This is a genomic window from Caenispirillum bisanense (genome assembly GCF_900230255.1).
GTDB classification, from domain to species: domain Bacteria; phylum Pseudomonadota; class Alphaproteobacteria; order Rhodospirillales; family Rhodospirillaceae; genus Caenispirillum; species Caenispirillum bisanense_A.
The window spans coordinates 380,778-403,680 of sequence record NZ_OCNJ01000002.1; the positions used below are offsets into that span (position 1 = coordinate 380,778).

A 22,903-nucleotide genomic window follows, 5' to 3' on the forward strand; every position below is an offset into this window, starting at 1 on the left:
ACGGAGGTCATACCCCTCCAAAAGTCCATGAAGATTTTGTCAGTTTTGCTATCCTTGCGGGCGAAAAATGTCGCAGAGCGATCGCGTCGGCTGTGTGGAGCCGGCGACGATCGCCGGAGGATTGCGTCCACCGGGATCGTGGGGGATAGACATGGCTTTCCTGGAGTTCACCGACCAGCTGAAGGTCGGATTCGCGCTGATCGACGACGACCATAAGATTCTCATCGACCAGGTGAACATGCTGGCCGAGGCGATGAACGATCCGAACGGCAGCGACACCATCGCGAGTGTCCTGAACGTCTTGATCGACTACACCGAGTTCCACTTCGGCCGCGAGCAGGAACTCATGGGCAAGTCGGGCTACGACATGGCGCCCGGCCACCTGAAGGAACACGCCGTGCTGGTCAAGCAGGTGGTGGAGATGCGCCGCCGCTACGACGCCGGCGAGGTCGGCGTGAAGGACCTGCTGAACTTCCTGAAGGTCTGGCTGAGCCAGCACATCCTGAAGTCGGACAAGGCGCTGGCCGCTCATCTGCTGGCACAGGACGGCCCCATGGTGGTGGCCAACAAGGCCGTCGGCGCCGGCGACATCGACTGGCCCAATCTCAACGTGCTCATCGTCGACGACCAGTTCAACTTCCGCTCCCTGCTGCGCAGCCTGCTGAACACGCTCGGCGTCACCAGGATCTCGGAAGCCAAGTCGGGGCCGGAGGCGCTGGAGGTCATGGCCAACTTCCCCATCGACGTGGTGATGGTCGACGACGGCATGAAGCCCATGGACGGCCTCGCCTTCACCAAGGCGGTGCGCACCGGCCAGGCGGGCGTCGACCCGAAGACGCTGGTGATCCTCATGCCGTCCAACGAGATCACCAAGGATTACCTGACCAAGGCGACCCAGGCGGGCGTCCACGATCTGGTGGTCAAGCCGCTGGCGACCAAGACCGTGCGTGGCCGCATCGAGCGCCACCTGCGCAACCCGCTGCCGTTCAAGCAGGTCGGCGGCATGCTGATCCCGGTGCGTCCGGCCACCCCGGCCCAGACCGCCCGCGCCGGCTGACCCGTGTGCTCGCCCGGCGCGGTGCGTGACCGCGCGCGCCGGGCGTGGCATCCTGCCCGTCCCCTGATGCGAGGAGACGGCATGGAACCGAAGTGGCTCACCTGGGCCCGCCAGATCCAGGCGCTGGCGCAATCGGGGCTGGCCTACAGCCCCAACCCCTACGACCGCGACCGGTTCGAGCAACTGCGCCGGCTGGCGGCCGAGATCGCCGCCGAGCACACCGGCGACGCGACCGACCGTCTGGAAGGCCTGTTCATGGAAGAGACGGGCTACGCCACGCCCAAGGTCGGCGTGCGCGCCGCCGTCTTCCGCGACGGGCGCATCCTCATGGTGCGCGAGGTGGCCGACGGCCACCGCTGGACGCTGCCCGGCGGCTGGGCCGACGTCAACCAGACGCCAGCCGAATGCACCGCCCGCGAGGTGTGGGAGGAAAGCGGCTTCGAGGTGGTGGTGCGCAAGCTGGCCGGCGTCTACGACCGCCGCCGCTTCCCGCCGCCGGCGCGGCCGGTGCCGTTCTACCTCTACAAGCTGTTCTTCCTGTGCGACATCACCGGCGGCACCGCCACGCCGAGCCTGGAGACCAGCGAAGTCGGCTTCTTCGCCGAGGAGGAGATCGACGGCCTGGACCTGTCGCACGGCCGCGTCACCGGCTGGCACATCCACCGCATGTTCGAACACCACCGCACCCCCGACCTGCCGGCCGACTTCGACTGAGCCGCCCGTGCCCGTGCCCGTGCCGTCAGTGCAGGCGCTGGCCGTTCGGCACGTCGTGGTCGGGGCGGATGAGCACGATGGCGCCGCCGGCGTCGGCGAAGCCCAGCACCAGGCACTCGCTCATGAACTTGCCGATCTGCTTGGCGGGGAAGTTCACCACCGCCGCCACCTGCCGGCCGACCAGCGTGTCGGGCGTGTAGTGGACCGTCACCTGGGCGGAGGTGCGGCGCTCGCCGATCTCGGGGCCGAAGTCGATCCACATCTTGATGGCCGGCTTGCGGGCTTCCGGATAGGGCTCGGCGCGCACCACGGTGCCGACGCGGATGTCCACTTTCAGGAAGTCGTCGAAGGTGATGGGGTCGCTCATGGGCCGGCTGCTCCTCGGGTCGCTGTGCGCGAAACGGTAGCGGAGCGGCGGAGCCTCCGGAAGGGCCATTGCAATATGGCCCTGGCCTCGGCGGGCCCGAGGCGTCAGACTGGCCGCCCTCGCGACTCCACGGAAACCGGATGCCCGCCGCCATGCCGACCCTGCTCAGCGTCAACCTCAACAAGGTCGCCCTCCTGCGCAACCAGCGCGACATCGGGCTGCCGGACCTGGCGGCGGCGGCGCGCACGGTGCTGAAGGCGGGCGCCCACGGCGTAACCGTCCACCCGCGCCCCGACGAGCGCCACATCCGCTTCGCCGACGTGCCCATGCTGTCGGCCATCGTCGCCGAGCACGGCGGCGGCGCCGAATACAACATCGAGGGCTATCCGTCGGAGGACTGGCTGCGGCTGGTGGAGGAAAACCGGGCGCATCAGGCGACCCTGGTGCCCGACCCGCCGGAGGCCCACACCAGCGAGGAAGGCTGGAACCTCGACACCGAGGCGGACGTCCTGCGCCCCATCGTCGCCCGGCTGAAGGCGCGCGGCATCCGCGTGTCGCTGTTCATCGACCCCGACCCGGCCGCCCCCGCCAAGGCCGCGGCGCTCGGCGCCGACGCGGTGGAGATCTACACCGGCGACTACGCCCATGGCCGGCCGCTCGACGACTACCGCGCCACCGGCCTCGCGGCGCACGAGGCGGGCCTGAGGCTCAACGCCGGCCACGACCTCAGCCTCACCAACCTGGGGGCATTCCTGGACGCCGTGCCGTGGACGGCCGAGGTCTCCATCGGTCACGCCATCACGGCCGAGGCCCTGTGGATGGGCTGGGATGCGGTGGTGGCGGCCTACACCGCCATCTGCAGCGGCCCGCGCGGCTGAGGAAGTTCTTTGCGCTCTGTCGCTGTCGCGTCAGAGCTGCGTTCACGCGCCACGCAGGCTTCCGCGCCTGACCGGCGCGGGGGCGCAGTCGCGCCCCGGGTCGCGGGTTCCGGTCCGTCGATGGGAACCCGCTCTACCCCTTCACGGCGCTCTCGCCGCCCAGGCGGTCGAGCAGGCCCTGGGCGCGGTCCAGGTTCTTTTCCGCCACCTTGCCCAGCGCGCGGGAGCCGAGCACCCGGTAGGTCGCGACGGCGTCGCTGAAGCACTGCACCGCCTCCACCAGCGGTGCGCCGTTGCGGGTGTGCTTGGCGAGCAGGAAGAGGGCGGCGCCGAGGGAGTTGCGGCTGGCCGCCCACAGGTGCGGCACGGTCTCCTGGCGGCGGATCAGCAGGGCGTTGCGGCTGGTGATGATGGCGCGTTCCAGGACTTCCTGGTTGCGGTGGGCGTCGCCGTAGACCTGCAGCACCTGACTGACGTTGTGCATCACCTCCGACCAGTGCCACGGGAAGGCCTGGCGGGTGAAGACGGTCAGCGCGTACTGGAAGGCGCCGACGGCCTCGCGCAGGGCGTCGGGGTTGCCCTCGGCCATGTCGAGGCGGAACAGCACGACGCCGAGCCGGTTGTGCAGGCTGCCCCAGGTGGTGGGGTCGAGCGCCCGTTCGGTGCCGTAGATGGCCTGGCGGTAGGCCTCGGCGGCGGCGTGGAAGTAGTCGGGGCTGTTGGTGCGCTCGGCGATGGCCTGGTAGGTGAGGCCGAGCTGGCGCTGCAGCGCATACCACACGTCGGCGTTCTCGGCCGGCGTCCACTCGATGGCCGAGCGCAGCACGTCGCCGCCGTACTCCTGCATGCCGCTGCCGGGGTTGAGCCCGCCGCACACCGCCGCCGCCATGCCGTAGACGGCGAAGATCTGCGCCGTCTCGATCTGGTAGAGGCCTTCCACCGGCGTGTCGATGAAGGTGCGGGCGGCGTCCAGCCAGCCCGGCAGGCGCAGGGACAGAAACTGCGCTTGGCCGTCGCCGCGCGGCTCCACCGCCGCCATGACGGCGGTGTGGAACAGCGGCGCCCAGCCTTCGTCGAAGTAGCAGGGCAGCGGCAGCCACACCAGCGGCACCGGCTGCCCGGCCTTGTCCTCGTCGGCCCAGGGGGCGGCGGTGAAATGCACCTGGATCATGCGGCCTTCGGGGTCGACCTCGCCCCACACCACCAGGTCGGCCTTGTCGTCGGCGAGCCAGCGGCGGGCGATGGCGTCGGCGCGGCGGAAGCGTTCGCCTTGCGCCAGCAGGGCATCGCCCTCGGCCGGCAGGGGCTTGCCGTGGTCCTTGGCGGTGAAGCCCTCCAACTGGCCGAGCCAGGCGACCACGTGCGGGCGCTGGGTGTCCTCGGGGTCGTTGCCGAAGGGGGCGACGAGGACGCGGAAGGGCCGCACCGCGCTGCCGCTCTCGCGCGGCTCGCCGCCGGAGGAGCGCCAGCGGCCGAACAGGCGGGTCATCAGGGTGCGGCGCCGCGGGTCCACCACCGGCGGCACGATCAGCGCGCCCTCGCCGTGCTCCACCGGCACCGGCAGGCCGGCGCCGCCGTCCCAGGCGGCGGTCATGGCGGCACGTTCGTCGGTCTCGCGCAGGCGCTGGGCGAGCTTGGCCATCACCGTCATGGCGGTGGCCGGGTCGTTCTCGATGCGGCGCAGGAATTCGCGGCGCGGCAGGACGCGCACCGAGACGTCGCCGGCGCAATAGGCGGTGCCTTCGCGCGGCCGGCTGTCGAGCAGCCCGGCCTCGCCGAACAGCTCGCCGGGGCCGGCCGTCGCCACCAGGACCGGGCCGGTGGCGCCGTCCTTGAACAGGTCGACGCGGCCGGACTGCACGATGTACGCGCTGTCCGACGTGTCCCCCTGCCGGTAGACGACGTCCCCGTCCTTGAACTTCCTGGTCTTCACGGCCCTGCGCCCCGTTCGCTCAGCGGTCGATTGTGGTCGGCGCCGCGGCGGCCGGCAACGTCTTTGACGGCCGCACCCGGTCAGTCCGCATCGCCGCCGTCTTCGCCGGGCGGCCGGTCGTACTGGATGGCGCCCTGGTAGAGCTTGGCGGTGCGGTCGCCGCGGGTGGCGGAGATGTAGCGGTTGCCGTTGTCGTCGGCGGCCATGTCGAGGCGGATGCGGCCGGCTTCCAACTCCTCGACCACGAGCTTGTCGTCGATCTCGAAGGCCTTCGCGAGGCTGCCGACCAGGGCGTTGATCTCGTTGTACATTTCGCGGTTGTCGCTCACCGCTTCATCCTTCCGTGCCGGTTTTCGGGATGGCTTCGCGCACCATAGCACCGCACGCCTGCCCCGGAAATAACGCCGGCGCAAACGAAAGCGGGCGGCGCCACGCTCGGCACCGCCCGGATCGCCTCGGGGGAGGATGTCTCTGGCAGAGCGGAAGGATAGCGCGAGGGGCGGCGATCGGCCGGCTGGTCGACGGAGGGGGAAGAGTCCCGACCGCCGCCGCCCCCGCGGGGAAGGGGATCCCCGGTGCGCTTCCGACGGGCCGGAGTGCGGATCCGGCCCGAAATGGCTCTTTCTCCACCGCGTCGCCCGGAGGGGGAGGGCTGATCGGTGGGCCGCGCTCCTATTACCGGAGTGCAGCAGTCAAGAAATAAGCGGAAGAATTCCATTGTGCAACCGAAAAAAGGTGCAACCCTGGTGGGCTCAGACGTTATGCTCGCGGCAGATGTACGAGAAGAACCCTGGGAGACTGGCGAATGTCGAGACCGATCAAGCCCTTGGCGGCTCTGCTCGTGCTGGCGATGACGGCCTGCGCGACGCCCGCGGAACAACCGCCCGAGGCGACCGCCGCCGCCGAGGCCGCCGCGACTCCGGCCGAGACGGTCACCACCACCGCCGGTGACGCCCGCGCGACGCCGGAAATCGCCACCGGCTGGGAGGCCAAGCCCCCCGCCGTCGCCCGGAAGTTCATGATTTCCGCCGCCCATCCGCTGGCGGCGCAGGCCGGCTACGACATGCTGAAGAAGGGCGGTGCGGCCATCGACGCCGCCATCGCCACCCAGGCCGTGTTGACGCTGGTGGAGCCGCAGTCGAGCGGCATCGGCGGCGGCGCCTTCATGCTGTACTGGGACGGCGAGACGCGCCGCCTGACCTCGTGGGACGGCCGCGAGACGGCGCCCGCCGCCGCCACACCCGAACGCTTCCTCGGCCCCGACGGCAAGCCGCTGGCGTTCTACGACGCCGTGGTCGGCGGCATCTCGGTCGGCGTGCCCGGCGTGCTGCGCATGCTGGAAGAGGCGCACGAGCGCGAGGGGCGCCTGCCGTGGGCGAGCCTGTTCGACCCGGCCATCAAGCTGGCGGAGGAAGGCTTCACCGTCACTCCCCGCCTGCACCAGCTGCTGGCGGAAGACGAGCACCTGCGCAAGATGCCGGCCGCCAAGGCCTACTTCTACGGCGACGACGACCAGCCCCCGGCGGTCGGCGAGCGCCTGCGCAACCCGGAACTGGCGGCCACCTTCCGCACCATCGCCCGCGGCGGCGCCGACGCCTTCTACCAGGGGGCGCTGGCGCGCGCCATCGTCGACGCGGTGAAGGGCGCGCCGCGCAATCCCGGCGACATGAGCCTCGGCGACCTCGCCGGCTACGAGGCCAAGGAACGGCCGCCGGTGTGCACCGGCTACCGCGGCCGGCTGGTCTGCGGCATGGGCCCGCCGTCGTCGGGCGGCATCGCCGTCGCCCAGATCCTCGGCCTGCTCGACACCCTGTCGCCGGCCCTGGTGGACGAGCCCATGGGCGCCAAGACCATCCACTACCTCACCCAGGCCGAGCGTCTCGCCTTCGCCGACCGCAACCTCTATGTCGCCGACGCCGACTTCGTGCAGGTGCCGGTGGCGGGGCTGCTCGACAAGGGCTACCTGCGCCAGCGCGCCCGCCTGATGAGCGCGACCGATCTGGTGGCCGAGCCCGCGGCCGGCACCCCGCCGGGCGTGGCGAAGCAGACGGCGGAGCTGGGCGTCGGCCAGGCCATCGAGCTGCCGTCGACCAGCCACATGAGCATCGTCGACGCCCGCGGCGACGCGCTGTCCATGACCACCTCCATCGAGAACGGCTTCGGCTCGCGCGTCTTCGTGAAGGGCTTCCTGCTCAACAACCAGCTGACGGACTTCGCCTTCAGCGCCAAGGACGACGACGGCCGGCTGGTGGCCAACCGGGTGGCGCCGGGCAAGCGCCCGCGCAGCTCCATGTCGCCCACCGTCGTGCTCGGCCAGAACCTGCGGCCGGTGCTGCTGACCGGCTCGCCGGGCGGCAGCCGCATCATCGGCTACACCGCCCGCAGCGTCATGAGCGTGCTCGACTGGGAACTCGACCCGCAGGAGGCGGCCAGCCTGCCGCACGCCCAGAGCCGCGGCGGCCCGACCGAGCTGGAAGCCGGTACGGCGGCGGAACTGCTCGCCGACGACTTGCGGGCGCGCGGCCACGAGGTGAAGATCACCGACATGACCAGCGGCCTGCACATGATCGCCATCGGGCCGGACGGCCGCCTCTACGGCGGTGCCGATCCGCGGCGTGAAGGCGCGGCGCTGGGCGAGTAGTCCACTCCCGCAACCCCCGACCGGAGTTTCCGCCCGCGATGACGCCCATGACCCCTCTCGCCGCCCTCCTCGCCGATCTCGAGGCGGGCCGCACCACCGCCCGTGCGCTCACGGAAACGGCCCTGGCGCGGGCGGCGGAGGGGGAGGGGCCGCGGGTCTTCACCCGGGTCGACTCCGACGCCGCCCTGGCCGCCGCCGACGTGGCGGACGGGGTGCGGGCGGCGGGGCTGGACGGCGGGCCGCTGCTCGGCCTGCCGGTATCGGTGAAGGACCTGTTCGACGTGAAGGGGCAGGTCACCCTGGCCGGCTCCGTCGTGCGTGCCGACGAGCCGCCGGCGGCGCAGGACGCGCCGGTGGTGCGCCGCCTGCGGGCGGCCGGGGCGGTGATCGTCGGGCGCACCAACATGACCGAGTTCGCCTTTTCGGGCGTCGGCCTCAACCCCCACTACGGCACGCCGAAGAACCCGTGGGACCGGGCGACGGCGCGCATCCCCGGCGGCTCGTCGTCGGGTGCGGCGGTGTCGGTGACCGACGGCATGGCGGCGGCGGCGGTCGGCACCGACACCGGCGGCAGCGTGCGCATCCCGGCCGGCCTGTGCGGCCTGACCGGTTTCAAGCCGACCCAGGCGCGGGTGACGCGCGACGGCTGCTTCCCGCTGTCGCACGCCATGGACTCCGTCGGGCCGCTGGCTCCGACGGTGGACTGCTGCGCGCTGCTCGACGCCGTGCTGGCCGGCGAGGCGCCGCAGGCCGTGACGCCGTTCCCGGTGCAGGGGCTGCGCCTCGCCGTGCCGCGCTGCCTGCTGCTCGACGACATGGACGAGGCGGTGTCGACCGCCTTCGAGACGGCGCTGCACCGCCTGTCGCAGGCCGGGGCGCAGGTGGATGGCGTGGCGGCGGAAGACCTGATCGACGAACACTACGTCGCCCGTCAGGCGGCGCAGGTGACGGCGGAGGCCTGGGCGCTGCACCGCGCCACTATCGGCCTCGCCGGCGAGCGCTACGACCCGCGGGTGCGGGACCGCATGAAGCTGGCCGAGGCGTGGTCGGCCGCCGACCTGGTCGACATGATCCACTGGCGCGACGCCTTCATCGCCCGCTGGGATCGCATGGCGGCGCCCTACGATGCCCTGATCTGGCCGACCCTGCCGACGGTGGCGCCGGCCATCGCGCAGGTCGACGCCGACGAGGCGGCCTACAACACCTGGAACCGCCTCATGCTGCGCAACACGCGGCTGGTCAACGTGCTCGACGGCTGCGCCGTGACCCTGCCGGTCCACCGGCCGGGCGAGGCGCCGGTCGGGCTGCAGGTGGTCGGCCCGCGCGGCCACGACCGGCGGGTGCTCGAAATCGCGGCCGGTGTGGAGGCCGTTCTGGCGGAGATGCGTCGTGTTCCATGAAGTCGGCCAACCCCACGGCCTGCCGTTCAACCCGTTCAAGAGCTGCGTCATCCCCCGCCCCATCGGCTGGGTGACGACGCAGGACGCGGCCGGGCGGGTCAACCTCGCGCCCTTCAGCTTCTTCAACGCCGTGGCGAGCGAGCCGCCGCTGGTGGTGCTCGGCATCAACGGCCGCCACGCGGTCGGCGGCGGCGACAAGGACACCCTGCGAAACTGCCGCGAGACCAGCGAGTTCGTGGTCAACATGGCGACCCACGATCTGCGCGACGCGCTGAACAAGACCTCCGCCCCCCTGCCGCCGGGCGAGAACGAGTTCGTCCACGCCGGCCTGACGCCGGCGCCGAGCCGCCTGATCGCGCCGCCGCGGGTGGCGGAGAGCCCGGTGCACCTGGAATGCCGCGTCCACCAGATCGTCGATCTGCCGAGCGACGATCCTGCCAGCGGCAACACCCTGGTCATCGGCCGGGTGGTCGGGGTGCACGTCGCCGACGACGCGCTGACGGCCGACGGTCGGGTGGACGTGGAGAAGATTCGCCCCATCGCCCGCCTCGGCTACCAGGACTACGCGACGGTGGAGCGCGTCTGGCAGCTCACCCGCCCCAAGGGCGGCGGCGATGCGGTGGCGGAAGGAGCGGGGGCCGCGGCCGGGGTGCCGGCGGCGCCGCGCTGAGGCCCTGAAACGCGAGAGGCCGGCGCGCCCGCGGGCGTCCGGCCTCCGTTGGTCCCTGTGGCGATGAGGCCGCTCAGGCGAGGCGCGCGCGCGCTTCGTCGATGCAGCGGTGGACGAGGTCGCGATGCAGCCCGTCGCGGGCCAGCAGCGCGTCCATGATCGGGTCGCCCATCAATTCGTCGATGGACGGTTCCTCGTTGGCAGCGTAGCGATCCGAATTGATGAAGCCGCTGTGCGGCGGCTTGAAGGACTTCAGCATCGTACCTCTGTTCATCGCATCACTCCCTTCCTGCATTCTTTTCGTTTGGACGTTTCCCAGATTTTAGCAGGAGCGTGTTCAGGGTTTTCTCTGGTGCCGGAGCGGCTTCGTCTTGCCTTTCCTGTCCCGGCAGACCAACAACGCGCGCACCGCCTTGGCGTTGTCTTACAAATTGGTAAAGCGTCGGAGGCGCCGTCGTGTTCCCTGTAGGTAGGTGACCGCGCACACGGAACAAGGTGGGACACCACTTCGTCACCGGCAAGGGGCTGTCCGTCACCACCTGTCACGAGGTCGCGACCGGTCGGGTCTTCCGTGCGCAGCCCTATTTTTCATCCGGGATAGCCGTGCTGTCGAGGCGTCCCGAGGGATATCCACAGCGTCAAAAGGTGCATTCGGTCTTATGCCGGGCGCGGCGCGCCGCGACGGAGGTCGGCACCGGCGTGCGACCGAAAGCGGCTCCGTCCGACGGTGCCGCACCGGCCGTTGCCGGGCGGTGGTGGCTCCCGGCACAGTGGTCGCTCCATCGAGGAGACCCCCATGGCCCTGCGCCGCCGCCCGCATACGCCGCCCGCCGCCGGCACCGCCCTGCCCCTGCCGGGGGCGGTGGCGCCCGCGGTCGCCGCCGCGCCGGCCGGCGACCAGGTGCTGCGCGGCATCCTCTACGTCGTGCTGGCGACCCTGCTGTTCGGCGTCATGGACGCCAGCATCAAGTGGCTGGGGGCGACCTACCCGGTGCCGCAGGTGGGCTTCTTCCGCTCGGTGTTCGGGCTGCTGCCGCTGCTGCCCATGGCGGCGCGCGGCCCCGGCGGCCTGCGCGGGGCGCTGCGCATGCAGCAGCCGGTGGGCGTGCTCGGCCGCTCGCTGCTGGCGCCGGCGGCCATGCTGTGCATCTTCGCCTCCTTCGTGCTGCTGCCGCTGGCCGAGGCCATCACCATCGGTTTCGCCGCGCCCATCGTCATGGCGGTGCTCGGCGTCTTCCTGCTGGGCGAGCGGGTGGGCTGGCGGCGCTGGGCGGCCATCCTGGCCGGCTTCGGCGGGGTGCTGATCGTGGTGCGGCCCGACGGCCTGTCGCTGAGCGTCGGCGCCGGCCTCGCCCTTGGCGGCACGCTCATCTACAGCCTGTCCATGGTGTGGGGCCGCCGCCTCATGCGGCGCGACGGCGCCATGACGCTGGCGCTCTACACCCACCTGATCGCCATCGTCGTCCTGGCGGCGGTGCTGCCGTGGAACTGGGTGACGCCGACCCTGCCCGACCTGGCGCTCATGGCCGTCATGGGCATCGCCGGCGGCTTCGCGGCGCTGTTCCTGACGCGCGGCTACCAGCTCGGCCCGGTGGCGGTGCTCGGCCCCTTCGATTACCTGAACCTGCCGGTCGCCGCCTTCTCCGGCTGGCTGATCTGGCAGGAGATCCCCGGCACCCACGTGTGGTGGGGCGCGGCCGTCATCGTCGGCAGCGGGCTCTACATCGTCCACCGCGAGCGTCAGGCCAAGGCGGGCGGCAGCGGGGCCTGACATTGCCGGAGCGGGGCGCCGGGTCTATATTGGCGGTATAGACCAGGAGGCGCCCCATGCCGCGACCCCAGACCGCCAAGCTGTTCATGAACGGCCGCAGCCAGGCCGTCCGCCTGCCCCAGGAGTTCCGCTTCGAGGGCGAGGAAGTGCGCATCCACCGCGAAGGCAACCGGGTGATCCTGGAGCCGGTGACCTTCGACGCCGAGGGCTGGCTCGGCGAGATCGCAGGGCTGGCCGAAGAGGGTGACTTCATGCCCCAGGGGCGTGAGCAGCCGGTCGCTCAGGATCGGGAGCCTCTGGAGTGAGTTGCGCGGTCGACAGCAACGTCTGCATCGCGATCCTGCGGAACAAGGCTCCGATCGTCGCGCGCAGGCTCGCGGCGGAATTCGCCGCCGGGCGCACCGTCGCGCTGCCGTCCATCGTCCTGTTCGAACTGCGCTACGGCATCGAGCGCAGTCCCCGTCCCGATCACAACCGGCGTCAACTCGAGGCGCTCCTGAAGGCACCGTTCCGGCACCTTCCTTTCGAGGAAGAGGACGCCGTCATCGCGGCTCGCATCCGCGCCGATCTCGCCGCCGCCGGAACGCCCATCGGGGCCTACGACATCCTGATCGCCGCCCAGGCGCTCCGCACCGGCAGCACGCTCGTCACCAACAACACGGGCGAGTTCCGCCGCGTCCAGGGCCTCGCCCTCGCCGACTGGACCGCGTCCTCCTGACCCCGCCAAAAGCAGAAGCCCCCGACCTCGCGGCCGGGGGCTTCGCTTCACGTCCTGCGTCTGCGCGCGTGGCCTCAGGAGGCCAGGTTGCGCAGCACGTACTGCAGGATGCCGCCGTGGCGGTAGTACTCGACCTCGTCCAGGGTGTCGATGCGGCACAGCACCTGGATGGTCTCCGACGAGCCGTCGGCGCGATGGATCGTCACGTCGACGTCCTGGCGCGGCTTGATGCCGTCGGCGATGCCGGTGATGTCGAAGGTCTCGGTGCCGTCGAGCTTCAGGGTCTTGCGGTCCATGCCGTCCTTGAACTGCAGGGGCAGCACGCCCATGCCGACCAGGTTGGAGCGGTGGATACGCTCGAAGCTCTCGACGATCACGGCCTTGACGCCAAGCAGGTTGGTGCCCTTGGCCGCCCAGTCGCGCGACGAGCCGGTGCCGTATTCCTTGCCGGCCACCACGACGAGCGGGGTGCCGGTTTCGGCGTACTTCATGGCAGCGTCGTAGATCGGCATGACGTCACCGGTGGGCTGGTGCTTGGTCACGCCGCCCTCGGTGCCGGGCGCCATTTCGTTGCGGATGCGGATGTTGGCGAAGGTGCCGCGCATCATGACTTCGTGGTTGCCGCGGCGGGCGCCGTAGCTGTTGAAGTCCTTCTGGTCGACGCCGTTCTCCATCAGGTACTTGCCACCGGGGCTGGCGGCCTTGATGGACCCGGCCGGCGAGATGTGGTCGGTGGTGACCGAATCGGCCAGGATCGCCAGCGGCCGCATGCCCGTGAAGTCGGAGAAGCCCTTGGGGTTCTTGTCCATGTTCACGAAGTACGGCGGGTTCTTCACGTAGGTCGAGCTGTCGTCCCACGCATAGGTCTCGCCGCCGGTGACGGCGATGTTCTGCCACATCTGCGGGCCGGCGAAGACGTTGTCGTAGCGGTTGCGGAACATCGCGCTGTTGATGTTCTGCTCCACCGCGTCGGCGACTTCCTGGCTGGTGGGCCAGATGTCCTTCAGGTAGACGGGCTGGCCGTCCTTGCCGGTGCCGATGGGGTCGTTGAACAGGTCGACCTTCACCGAGCCGGCGAGCGCGTAGGCCACCACCAGCGGCGGGCTGGCGAGGTAGTTGGCCTTCACGTGCGGGCTGATGCGACCTTCGAAGTTGCGGTTGCCCGACAGCACGGCCGAAACCAGCATGTCGTTGCCGTCGATGGCATTGGCGATCGGCTCGTCGAGCGGGCCGGAGTTGCCGATGCAGGTGGTGCAGCCGAAGCCGGCGATGTTGAAGCCGACCTGGTCGAGGTAGGTCTGCAGGCCGGCCTTCTCCAGGTAGTCCTGCACGACCTGGGAGCCCGGGGCGAGCGAGGTCTTGACCCACGGCTTGCGGGAAAGGCCCTTCTCGACCGCCTTCTTGGCGACCAGACCGGCGGCCATCAGCACGCTCGGGTTCGAGGTGTTGGTGCAGGACGTGATGGCGGCGATGACGACGTCACCGTCGGACAGGGTGTAGCCCTCGCCCTTCACCTCGACCTTGCGGTCCGTGGCGGCACCCTTGCCGTCGGCGGCGAAGGTCTGCTCGAAGCTGGCCGGCACGCCCGACAGGGCGATGCGGTCCTGCGGACGCTTCGGACCGGCGAGCGACGGCTCGACGGTGCCCATGTCCAGCTCCAGGGTGTCGGTGAACACCGGGTCCGGGGTGGAGGCGTCGCGCCACATGCCCTGGGCCTTGGCGTAGGCTTCGGTCAGGGCGATCTGCTCGTCGGTGCGGCCGGTGGTGCGCATGTAGCGCAGGGTCTCGGCGTCGACCGGGAAGATGCCGCAGGTGGCGCCGTATTCCGGGCCCATGTTGCCGATGGTGGCGCGGTCGGCCAGCGGCAGGTTGTCGAGGCCGGGGCCGTAGAATTCCACGAACTTGCCGACCACGCCCTTCTTGCGCAGCATCTGCACGACGGTCAGCACGAGGTCGGTGGCGGTGATGCCCTCGGCCATCTTGCCGGTCAGCTTGAAGCCGATGACCTCGGGGATGAGCATGGAGATCGGCTGGCCGAGCATGGCCGCTTCCGCCTCGATGCCGCCCACGCCCCAGCCCAGCACGCCCAGGCCGTTGACCATGGTGGTGTGGCTGTCGGTGCCGACGAGGGTGTCGGGGTAGGCGATGGTGCGGCCCGATTCGTCGCCGGTCCACACCACGCGGGCCAGGTGCTCCAGGTTCACCTGGTGGCAGATGCCGGCGCCCGGGGGCACGACTCGGAAGTTGTCGAACGCCTTCTGGCCCCAGCGCAGGAACGCATAGCGCTCGCCGTTGCGCTCGAACTCGATGTCCATGTTCTTCTGCAGCGCGTCGGGCGTGCCGAAGAAGTCGATCATCACCGAGTGGTCGATGACCAGGTCGACGGGGGACAGCGGGTTGATCTTCTTGGCGTCGCCGCCCATGGCGACGACGGCGTCACGCATGGCGGCCAGGTCGACCACGGCGGGCACGCCGGTGAAGTCCTGCATCAGCACGCGGGCCGGGCGATAGGCGATCTCGCGGTCGGAGCGGCGGGTCTTGAGCCATTCGGCGGCGGCCTTGACGTCGTCGACCGAGACGGTGCGGCCGTCTTCGTAGCGCAGCAGGTTCTCCAGCAGCACCTTCATGGAGTAGGGCAGGCTGGAGACGTCGCCCAGGCCGGCCTCGGCGGCGGCGCTCAGGCTGAAATAGTCGTAGTCCTTGCCGCCGACGGTAAGGGTACGGCGCGTCTTGAGGGTGTCATGGCCACACAGGGGCATGGATCGCTCCTCGGCTCAAGTGGGTGGGTACGGCAGAGTCCGCCCCGCAGGTCGGGCGATCGCCTTACACCACACTTGCGCAGGTTTGTCCAGTGCATCCGGGTAGGCCACCCACGTGTGCGCGCCGGATCACCCACCCCAGCGGGTGGGTTCCGGGCAGGGTGGGACTCGCCGGAAGTTGCGAAAGTCCAGGGTTTGCGCGCAACGGCGTGTCTCGCGGCCCGCCGGACGGGGTTCGAAAATTATCCGCCAACCCGCTTGACCCCCGCCGGAGATTCGGGTTACTTGATACAAAACAGAGGCCGTGTGTATGCAATGATGCCCCTCCAGGCATAGACGACCGAAAAACGGTCGCACGGGGCGGCGGCTTTCGCGAGGGTCAAAAGGCCGGAAAACCGGCGCCCTCGACGGCTTAGGGAGGTTGTTCGATGTCCGAGGTCCTGCCCGCACTGCGGGCTTATCATGCCCGAATTCCGTCCACCGCGCAGGCGGGGAGGGTCGCCCGATGAGCGGCATCACCTCCACCCGCGAGATGGACACGTTCCCCAAGCTCCTGCTGCACCATGTCGCGGTGCGCGGCGGCAAGGACGCCATGCGCGAGAAGGATCTCGGCATCTGGCAGAGCTGGACCTGGGCCGAGATGAAGGACGAGATCTTCGCCTTCGCCGGCGGCCTGGCGGCGCTCGGCCTGAAGCGTGGCGAGGTGCTCGCCATCGTCGGCGACAACCGGCCGCACATGTACTGGGCCATGGTCGCCGCGCAGTGCCTGGGCGCGACCCCGGTGCCCATGTACCAGGACTCGGTGGCCGAGGAGATGCAGTACGTCCTCGACCACGCCGAGGCCCGCATCGCCGTCGTCGAGGACCAGGAGCAGGTCGACAAGCTGCTCGAGATCAAGGACCGCTGCCCCAAGCTCGAAACCTTCGTCTACGAGGACGAACGGGGCATGCGCCACTACGACCAGCCCTTCCTGCACGCCTACGGCAAGGTGCAGGAGATGGGCCGGGACTTCCTGAAGAAGAACCCCGGCTTCATCGAGGCGGAAATCGCCAAGACCAAGGGCTCCGACATCGGCATCATGCTCTATACCTCGGGCACGACCGGCAAGCCCAAGGGCGTGATGCTGTCCTACGACAACGTGCTGATCACCGCGCGCAACGCCTCCGCCCTCGAAGGGCTGAGCGATGCCGAGGAGACGGTGGCCTACCTGCCCATGGCGTGGGTCGGCGACCACATCTTCTCGCTCGCCCAGGCCTATGTCTGCGGCTACACGGTCAACTGCCCGGAAAGCGGCGACACGCTGATGATCGACCTGCGCGAGATCGGGCCGACCTACTACTTCGCCCCGCCGCGCATCTATGAAAACCTGCTGACCTCGGTGATGATCCGCATGGAAGATGCGGCGCCGATGAAGCGGAAGATGTTCAACTACTTCATGGACGTCGCCAAGACGTGCGGCCCGCAGATCCTGGACGGCAAGCCGGTTCCCTTCGGTGACCGCTTCAAGTACTGGCTGGGCAACATCCTGGTCTACGGCCCGCTGAAGAACGTGCTCGGCCTGTCGCGCCTCAAGCTGGCCTACACCGCCGGCGAGGCCATCGGGCCGGAGATCTTCGACTTCTACCGCTCGCTCGGCATCAACACCAAGCAGCTCTACGGCCAGACCGAGGCCTCGGTGTTCGTCTGCGTGCAGCCGACCGGCGCCATCAAGTCCGACACCGTCGGCCTGCCGGCCCCCGAGGTCGAGGTCAAGATCGACGACAACGGCGAGGTGCTCTACCGCAGCCCCGGCGTGTTCGTCGGCTACTACAAGAACCCCGAGGGCACGGCCGAGACCAAGGACGCCGACAACTGGGTGAAGACCGGCGACGCCGGCTTCTTCGACGGTGACGGCCAGCTGAAGATCATCGACCGCGCCAAGGACGTGGGCAAGCTGACCAACGGCGGCATGTTCCCGCCCAAGTACCTGGAAAACAAGCTCAAGTTCTTCCCGTTCATCAAGGAAGCGGTGGCCTTCGGCCACGAGCGCGACTACGTGACCGCCTTCGTCAACATCGACCTGGAAGCCTGCGGCAACTGGGCGGAACGGCGCGGCATCCCGTACTCGGGCTTCCAGGACCTGGCCGCCCGCGGCGAGATCTACGACCTGATCGAAGAGTGCGTGCAGAAGGTGAATGCGGACCTCAAGAAGGATCCCATGCTGTCGCACTGCCAGATCCGGCGGTTCCTCACCCTTCACAAGGAACTGGACGCCGACGACGGCGAACTGACCCGCACCCGCAAGGTGCGCCGCCGGTTCATCGCCGAGCGCTATGCGGCGCAGATCGACGCCCTCTACAGCGGCGTGCCGATGGTGAAGGTGGAAAGCGAGGTGACCTTCGAGGACGGCCGCAAGGGCGTGCTGAAGGCCGACCTCAAGATCCGCGACGTCAAGGGCTTCGAGGCGGCGGCGCCGACCGAGACGGCCTTGCGCAAGACCGCCTGACGCACCGGGCTCAACCCACAGTCACGCCGGGCAGCCGCCGCAAGAGCGGCGCCCGAGGAAGAAACACCAGGGAGGCACTGCATGTCCGCCACAGGCCAGGACACGGGCAGGCGCATCGGCGACGTGGTGCTGAAGGTCGACAACATCTCGTTGTCCTTCGGCGGCGTCCGCGCCCTCACCAACATCAGCTTCACCGTGCGCGAGCACGAGATCCTGTCGATCATCGGCCCGAACGGCGCCGGCAAGAGCTCCATGCTCAACGTGATCAACGGCTTCTATCATCCGCAGGAAGGCGTGATCACCTACAAGGGGCAGGCCCGCTCGCGCATGCGGCCGCACGAGGCGGCACGCCAGGGCATCGCCCGCACGTTCCAGAACATCGCCCTGTTCAAGGGCATGAGCGCGCTCGACAACATCATGACGGGCCGCAACACCATGATGAAGTCGAACATCTTCGCCCAGGCCCTGTACTGGGGCCTCGGCCAGAAGGAAGAGATCGCCCACCGCGAGCACGTGGAGCGCATCATCGACTTCCTCGAGATCGAGAGCATCCGCAAGACGCCGGTCGGGCGCCTGCCCTACGGCCTGCAGAAGCGCGTCGAACTCGGCCGTGCCCTGGCGGCGCAGCCGGAACTCCTGCTGCTCGACGAGCCCATGGCGGGCATGAACGTCGAGGAGAAGGAGGACATGTGCCGCTTCATCCTGGACGTGAACGACGAGTTCGGCACCACCATCGTGCTCATCGAGCACGACATGGGCGTGGTGATGGACATCTCCGACCGCGTGGTGGTGCTCGACTACGGCCGCAAGCTGGCCGAGGACGTGCCCGATGCGGTACGCGCCAACCAGGAAGTCATCGACGCCTACCTGGGGGTGAGCCATGCCGCGTAAGGATGCTATTCGCACTATGAGCCGAGGAGCCGCGTGATGGACTTCCTTTCTTCCGTCTTCGTCGAGCCCTTCGTGCAGATCGGCCAGTACCCGCTGTTCTTCGTGGAAGTGGTCATCGGCGGCCTGCTGTCGGGGGTGATGTACTCCCTCGTCGCGCTCGGCTTCGTGCTGATCTTCAAGGCCTCGGGCGTGTTCAACTTCGCCCAGGGCGCCATGGTGCTGTTCGCCGCCCTGTCCTTCGCCGGACTGATGGAGCACGGGCTGCACTGGTCCATCGCGCTGGTGCTGACCATGGGCATCATGGCGCTGGTCGCCATCGCCGTGGAACGCCTGGTGCTGGGCAAGCTGGTCAACCAGCCGCACATCATCCTGTTCATGGCCACCATCGGCATCACGTACTTCCTGGACGGCTTCGGCCAGACCATCTGGGGGTCGGACGTGAAGGTGCTGGACATCGGCATCCCGCAGACGCCCATCGACGTCGGCGGCGTGTTCATCAACCAGTTCGACATCTTCGCCGCCGTCGTCGCCGGCCTGCTGGTGCTGGTGCTCGCGGTGTTCTTCCAGAAGACCCGCGTCGGCCGTGCGCTGCGCGCCGTCGCCGACGACCACCAGGCGGCCCTGTCGGTCGGCATTCCGCTGAAGACCATCTGGGCCATCGTGTGGACCGTCGCCGGCCTGGTCGGCCTGGTCGCCGGCATCATGTGGGGTTCCAAGCTCGGCGTGCAGTTCTCCCTCGCCCTGGTGGCGCTGAAGGCCCTGCCGGTGCTCATCCTCGGCGGCTTCACCTCCATCCCCGGCGCCATCGTCGGCGGCCTCATCGTCGGTGTCGGCGAGAAGGTGGCGGAGGTGTTCTGGGGTGCCGCGTTCGGCGGTGCCATCGAAGACTGGTTCGCCTACATGCTCGCCCTCGTCTTCCTGCTGTTCCGGCCGCAGGGCCTGTTCGGCGAGAAGATCATCGAGCGCGTCTGAGCGAGGGGAGAGACTGAAACATGCTGTACCGTGAGGCAGGCCAGTTCAAGACGTCCTACGCCAGGGACTGGGCCATCTTCCCCATCGCGCAGGATCGCATCGTCATCCTGGGCCTTCTGGCCATCGCCGCCGTCGCCGTGCCCGTGCTGTCCAACGACTACTGGATCGGCACCATCTTCATGCCCTTCCTGGTCATGAGCATGGCGGCGCTGGGCCTGAACCTGCTGACCGGCTACGCCGGCCAGCTGTCGCTCGGCACCGGCGGCTTCATGGCGACGGGCGCCTTCGCCGCCTACAAGCTGTCCACCGCCTTCCCCGGCATGCCCATCGAAGCGGTGTTCCTGCTGTCGGGCGTGGTGACCGCCGGCGTCGGCGTGCTGTTCGGCATCCCGTCCCTGCGCATCAAGGGCTTCTATCTCGCCGTGGCGACGCTGGCCGCGCAGTTCTTCCTGCTGTGGCTGTACAACAAGGTGCCGTGGTTCACCAACTACTCCACCTCGGGCGTGATCTCGGCGCCGCCGCGCACCATCCTGTTCACCGACATCTACGTGACCGGTCCGCAGGCCGCCGCGTCCACCAAGTACCTGTTCGCCCTGGCCCTGGTCGCCATCCTGGCGCTGGCCGCCAAGAACCTGGTGCGGTCGTCCATCGGGCGGCGCTGGATGGCCGTGCGCGACATGGACATCGCGGCGGAAATCATCGGCATCAAGCCGCTGCAGACCAAGCTGTCGGCCTTTGCCATCAGCTCCTTCTACTGCGGTGTGGCGGGCGCCATGTGGGCCTTCCTCTACACCGGTTCGGTGGAGCCGCTGGCCTTCGACATCAACCGCTCCTTCCAGGTGCTGTTCATGATCATCATCGGCGGCCTCGGCTCGATCCTCGGGTCGTTCCTGGGCGCGGGCTTCATCATCGCCCTGCCGATCCTGCTGACCAACGCGCCGCACCTGCTCGGCCTCGACATCCCGGTCGACGTGGTGTCGCACCTCGAGTTCATGATCTTCGGCGCCCTCATCATCTTCTTCCTGATCGTCGAGCCGCACGGCCTCGCCCGTCTGTGGCAGATCCTGAAGGAGAAGTTGCGCCTGTGGCCCTTCCCGTATTGATCCAAGGGCCATGACCGGATCACACTGAGTTCCCGCGGCGCAAAGACCCTCGAAGAAGGTGCGGCGCCGCGTCCGGACCCGGGAATCGTCCCCGGCCGGAAGCCGCAACGAAAGAACACAGACCCGACCTAAAGGTCCAAGGGAGGACTTTCAGACATGACGTTCAAGAAGCTTTCCGCCGCCGCCATCGCGCTCGCCATCGGTTTCGGCGCGACCATGCTGACCGACACGGCCGCCATGGCCCAGGACGGCGGCCAGTACGTTCCGGGTACCGTCTACCGCTCCGGCCCCTATGCCCCGGGCGGCATTCCCTGGGCCAACGGCTACGCCGACTACTTCACCCTGCTGAACGAGCGCGACGGCGGCATCGGCGGCGTGAAGATCGTCTACGAAGAGTGCGACACCGCCTACAACAACGACAAGGGCGTCGAGTGCTACGAGAAGATGAAGGGCAACAGCCCGGCCGTCTTCCAGCCCCTGTCGACCGGCATCACCTACGCCCTGCTCGACCGCCTGAAGGCCGACAAGATCCCCATGATCACCTCGGGCCTCGGCCGGGCCGACGCCTCCGACGGCACCATCTTCCCGTGGGTCTTCACCCTGCCGGTGACCTACTGGGCCGGTGCCGACGCCATCGTGCAGCACATCGCCGCCAAGGAAGGCGACCTGAAGGGCAAGACCATCGCGCTGGTCTACCACGACAGCGCCTACGGCAAGGAGCCCATCAAGACCCTCGAGTACCTGGCCGAGAAGCACGGCTTCAAGCTGGAGCTGTTCCCGGTCGCCCACCCGGGCCTCGAGCAGAAGGCCACCTGGCTGAAGATCGGCCGTCAGCTGCGTCCCGACTACACCATCATGTGGGGCTGGGGCGTCATGAACTCGACCGCCATCAAGGAAGCGGCCGCCGTCGGTTACCCGATGGACAAGTTCATCGGCAACTGGTGGGCCGGTTCGGAAGTGGACGTCGAGGCCGCCGGTGCCGTCTCCAAGGGCTACCTGTCGGCGCAGTTCCACGGCGCCGGTGCCGACTTCCCGGTCATCAACGAGGTCAAGACCCACGTCCACGGCAAGAACAAGGGCGCCGGCCCGGCCGACGAAGTGGGTGACATCCTCTACAACCGCGGCCTGATCTCGGCCGTGTTCACCGCCGAAGGCATCAAGGTCGCGCAGGACAAGTACGGCAAGCGCCCGCTGACGCCGGAAGAGGTGCGCTGGGGCATCGAGAACATCGACCTGAGCGAAGCCCGCCTCAAGGAACTGGGCCTGACCGGCCTGCTCAACCCGGTGAAGCTGTCCTGCGCCGATCACGAAGGCGGCGGCGCCGTGCTGATCCAGCAGTGGGACGGCAAGGCCTGGAAGCCGGTCTCCGACTGGATCATGCCGAACCGCGACGAGTACCTGCGTAAGATGTACGAAGACTCCGCGGCCGCCTACGCCAAGGAGAAGAACATCGAGCCGCGCGACTGCTCGAAGGAAAGCTGAGGTAGGGGCCTTGTGCCTGCCGGGGATCGCTTCGGCGATCCCCGGCGCCCTCAGGCGCCGGGCGGGCGCATCCGCGCCCTTGGCTCCCGCCGCTTGCGCGGCGCCGGGCCGGTCGGCCCGGCCGGTCGTCGACGCGCCGCGTCGCCGTCCGGACTGCCCGCCGCGACAGAGAACCGTTTTTGCATGAGGTAAAGCCGTGAGCGAAGCCGCCGTGAAGGTCGTCGGCGAGGCGCCGGCCGCGCAGGACGCGCAGCCCATCCTCTCCGTCAACAACATCGAAGTCATCTACGACCACGTCATCCTGGTCCTCAAGGGCGTGTCGCTCCAGCTTCACGAGGGCGGCATCACCGCGCTGCTGGGCGCCAACGGCGCCGGCAAGACCACCACCCTGAAGGCCGTGTCCAACCTGCTGCGCGCCGAGCGCGGCGAGGTGACCAAGGGTTCCATCGAATACCGCGGCGAGCGCATCGACGCGCTGACGCCCTCCGACCTCGTCAAGCGCGGCGTCATCCAGGTCATGGAAGGCCGCCACTGCTTCGAGCACCTGACCGTCGAGGAGAACCTCCTCACCGGCGCCTACACCCGCCGCGACGGCAACAGTGCCGTCAAGGAAGACCTCGAGCGCGTCTACCACTACTTCCCGCGCCTGAAGGAACGCCGCAGCAGCCAGGCCGGCTATACCTCGGGCGGCGAGCAGCAGATGGTCGCCATCGGCCGCGCCATGATGGCGCGCCCCAAGGTCATCCTGCTCGACGAGCCCTCCATGGGCCTCGCGCCGCAGTTGGTCGAGGAAATCTTCGAGATCGTCAAGCAGCTGAACGAACAGGAAAACGTGTCGTTCATCCTGGCCGAGCAGAACACCATGGTGGCGCTGCGCTACGCCAAGTTCGGCTACATCCTGGAAAACGGCCGCGTGGTGATGGAAGGCGATGCCGCCCGCCTGCGCGAGAACGACGACGTGAAGGAATTCTACCTCGGCCTGTCCGGCGGCGACCGCAAGAGCTTCCGCGACGTCAAGCATTACCGCCGCCGCAAGCGCTGGCTGTAAGCGCCGACACCACG

Annotated in this window: 20 protein-coding genes; 15 read left to right on the plus strand and 5 right to left on the minus strand. The window is 69.0% G+C overall.

From position 1 onward, the window contains the following. Positions 1-151: 151 nt before the first annotated feature. Together CRP50_RS06300 and CRP50_RS06305 are read left to right on the plus strand one after the other, a co-directional pair. Positions 152-1,057 carry a bacteriohemerythrin gene (locus CRP50_RS06300; RefSeq protein WP_176525057.1) on the plus strand — a complete coding sequence of 302 codons (906 nt, stop codon included), beginning with the start codon at positions 152-154 and terminating at the stop codon, positions 1,055-1,057. Positions 1,058-1,138: 81 nt separating this feature from the next. Further along, entirely contained in the window at positions 1,139-1,771 is a 633-nt protein-coding gene (locus tag CRP50_RS06305; RefSeq protein ID WP_176525058.1) for an NUDIX hydrolase, read from the plus strand. Between the two features lie 25 nt (positions 1,772-1,796). Here the strand turns inward: CRP50_RS06305 and CRP50_RS06310 are convergent, their stop codons facing one another. Next, complete coding sequence (locus CRP50_RS06310) at positions 1,797-2,138, minus strand: tRNA-binding protein (RefSeq protein WP_097278133.1); 342 nt, start codon at positions 2,136-2,138, stop codon at positions 1,797-1,799. 152 nt (positions 2,139-2,290) lie between these two features. On the opposite strand from CRP50_RS06310, the gene CRP50_RS06315 reads away from it, so the two are divergent. After that, on the plus strand, positions 2,291-3,016 hold the full coding sequence (locus CRP50_RS06315) for a pyridoxine 5'-phosphate synthase (protein ID WP_097278364.1): 726 nt from the start codon (positions 2,291-2,293) through the stop codon (positions 3,014-3,016). 133 nt (positions 3,017-3,149) lie between these two features. On the opposite strand, the gene CRP50_RS06320 is transcribed toward CRP50_RS06315, so the two are convergent. Beyond that, entirely contained in the window at positions 3,150-4,949 is a 1,800-nt protein-coding gene (locus CRP50_RS06320) for a cyclic nucleotide-binding domain-containing protein (protein ID WP_141415070.1), read from the minus strand. Positions 4,950-5,029: 80 nt separating this feature from the next. Next, complete coding sequence (locus CRP50_RS06325; protein ID WP_097278135.1) at positions 5,030-5,278, minus strand: hypothetical protein; 249 nt, start codon at positions 5,276-5,278, stop codon at positions 5,030-5,032. Positions 5,279-5,754: 476 nt separating this feature from the next. Here CRP50_RS06325 and ggt point away from each other — a divergent pair, with 476 nt between their 5' ends. Genes ggt through CRP50_RS06340 form a run of 3 tightly spaced genes read left to right on the plus strand, consistent with a single transcriptional unit; the run spans position 5,755 to position 9,660 of the window. Beyond that, positions 5,755-7,590, plus strand: coding sequence for a gamma-glutamyltransferase (gene ggt, locus CRP50_RS06330; protein WP_097278136.1), 1,836 nt, complete (start codon positions 5,755-5,757; stop codon positions 7,588-7,590). A gap of 47 nt (positions 7,591-7,637) precedes the next feature. Continuing rightward, positions 7,638-8,990 (plus strand): amidase, encoded by a 1,353-nt coding sequence (locus tag CRP50_RS06335; RefSeq protein ID WP_245913387.1) that lies wholly within the window; start codon positions 7,638-7,640, stop codon positions 8,988-8,990. Next, positions 8,980-9,660: a flavin reductase family protein gene (locus tag CRP50_RS06340; protein ID WP_097278138.1), complete on the plus strand. Its 681-nt coding sequence runs from the start codon at positions 8,980-8,982 to the stop codon at positions 9,658-9,660. The genes CRP50_RS06335 and CRP50_RS06340 overlap by 11 nt, the downstream gene beginning before the upstream one ends. 73 nt (positions 9,661-9,733) lie before the next feature. Here the strand turns inward: CRP50_RS06340 and CRP50_RS06345 are convergent, their stop codons facing one another. Further along, positions 9,734-9,934 (minus strand): hypothetical protein, encoded by a 201-nt coding sequence (locus tag CRP50_RS06345; RefSeq protein ID WP_141415071.1) that lies wholly within the window; start codon positions 9,932-9,934, stop codon positions 9,734-9,736. A gap of 522 nt (positions 9,935-10,456) precedes the next feature. Here CRP50_RS06345 and CRP50_RS06350 point away from each other — a divergent pair. From CRP50_RS06350 to CRP50_RS06360, 3 genes are read left to right on the plus strand one after another with little or no spacing between them, the layout of a single operon-like run. Further along, entirely contained in the window at positions 10,457-11,431 is a 975-nt protein-coding gene (locus CRP50_RS06350) for a DMT family transporter (protein ID WP_097278140.1), read from the plus strand. A gap of 56 nt (positions 11,432-11,487) precedes the next feature. Continuing rightward, positions 11,488-11,736: an antitoxin gene (locus tag CRP50_RS06355; protein WP_097278141.1), complete on the plus strand. Its 249-nt coding sequence runs from the start codon at positions 11,488-11,490 to the stop codon at positions 11,734-11,736. Beyond that, positions 11,733-12,149, plus strand: coding sequence for a type II toxin-antitoxin system VapC family toxin (locus tag CRP50_RS06360; protein ID WP_097278142.1), 417 nt, complete (start codon positions 11,733-11,735; stop codon positions 12,147-12,149). The genes CRP50_RS06355 and CRP50_RS06360 overlap by 4 nt, the downstream gene beginning before the upstream one ends. A 74-nt stretch (positions 12,150-12,223) precedes the next feature. Here the strand turns inward: CRP50_RS06360 and acnA are convergent, their stop codons facing one another. After that, positions 12,224-14,908, minus strand: a complete 2,685-nt coding sequence (gene acnA / locus CRP50_RS06365; protein WP_097278143.1) for an aconitate hydratase AcnA — start codon at positions 14,906-14,908, stop codon at positions 12,224-12,226. Positions 14,909-15,413: 505 nt separating this feature from the next. On the opposite strand from acnA, the gene CRP50_RS06370 reads away from it, so the two are divergent. The 6 genes from CRP50_RS06370 (at position 15,414) to CRP50_RS06395 (ending at position 22,889) form a co-directional block, all read left to right on the plus strand. Further along, the gene (locus CRP50_RS06370) at positions 15,414-17,393 is read left to right on the plus strand and encodes an AMP-binding protein (RefSeq protein ID WP_097278144.1); all 1,980 of its coding nucleotides are present in this window, start codon (positions 15,414-15,416) and stop codon (positions 17,391-17,393) included. An 81-nt stretch (positions 17,394-17,474) separates the two neighbouring features. Further along, positions 17,475-18,284, plus strand: a complete 810-nt coding sequence (locus CRP50_RS06375) for an ABC transporter ATP-binding protein (protein WP_097278145.1) — start codon at positions 17,475-17,477, stop codon at positions 18,282-18,284. Positions 18,285-18,320: 36 nt separating this feature from the next. Further along, on the plus strand, positions 18,321-19,256 hold the full coding sequence (locus tag CRP50_RS06380; RefSeq protein WP_097278146.1) for a branched-chain amino acid ABC transporter permease: 936 nt from the start codon (positions 18,321-18,323) through the stop codon (positions 19,254-19,256). 20 nt (positions 19,257-19,276) lie between these two features. After that, positions 19,277-20,359 carry a branched-chain amino acid ABC transporter permease gene (locus tag CRP50_RS06385; RefSeq protein WP_097278147.1) on the plus strand — a complete coding sequence of 361 codons (1,083 nt, stop codon included), beginning with the start codon at positions 19,277-19,279 and terminating at the stop codon, positions 20,357-20,359. A 156-nt stretch (positions 20,360-20,515) separates the two neighbouring features. Then, positions 20,516-21,841, plus strand: coding sequence for an ABC transporter substrate-binding protein (locus CRP50_RS06390; RefSeq protein ID WP_097278148.1), 1,326 nt, complete (start codon positions 20,516-20,518; stop codon positions 21,839-21,841). 196 nt (positions 21,842-22,037) lie between these two features. Beyond that, positions 22,038-22,889: an ABC transporter ATP-binding protein gene (locus CRP50_RS06395; RefSeq protein WP_097278149.1), complete on the plus strand. Its 852-nt coding sequence runs from the start codon at positions 22,038-22,040 to the stop codon at positions 22,887-22,889. Positions 22,890-22,903 lie beyond the last annotated feature (14 nt).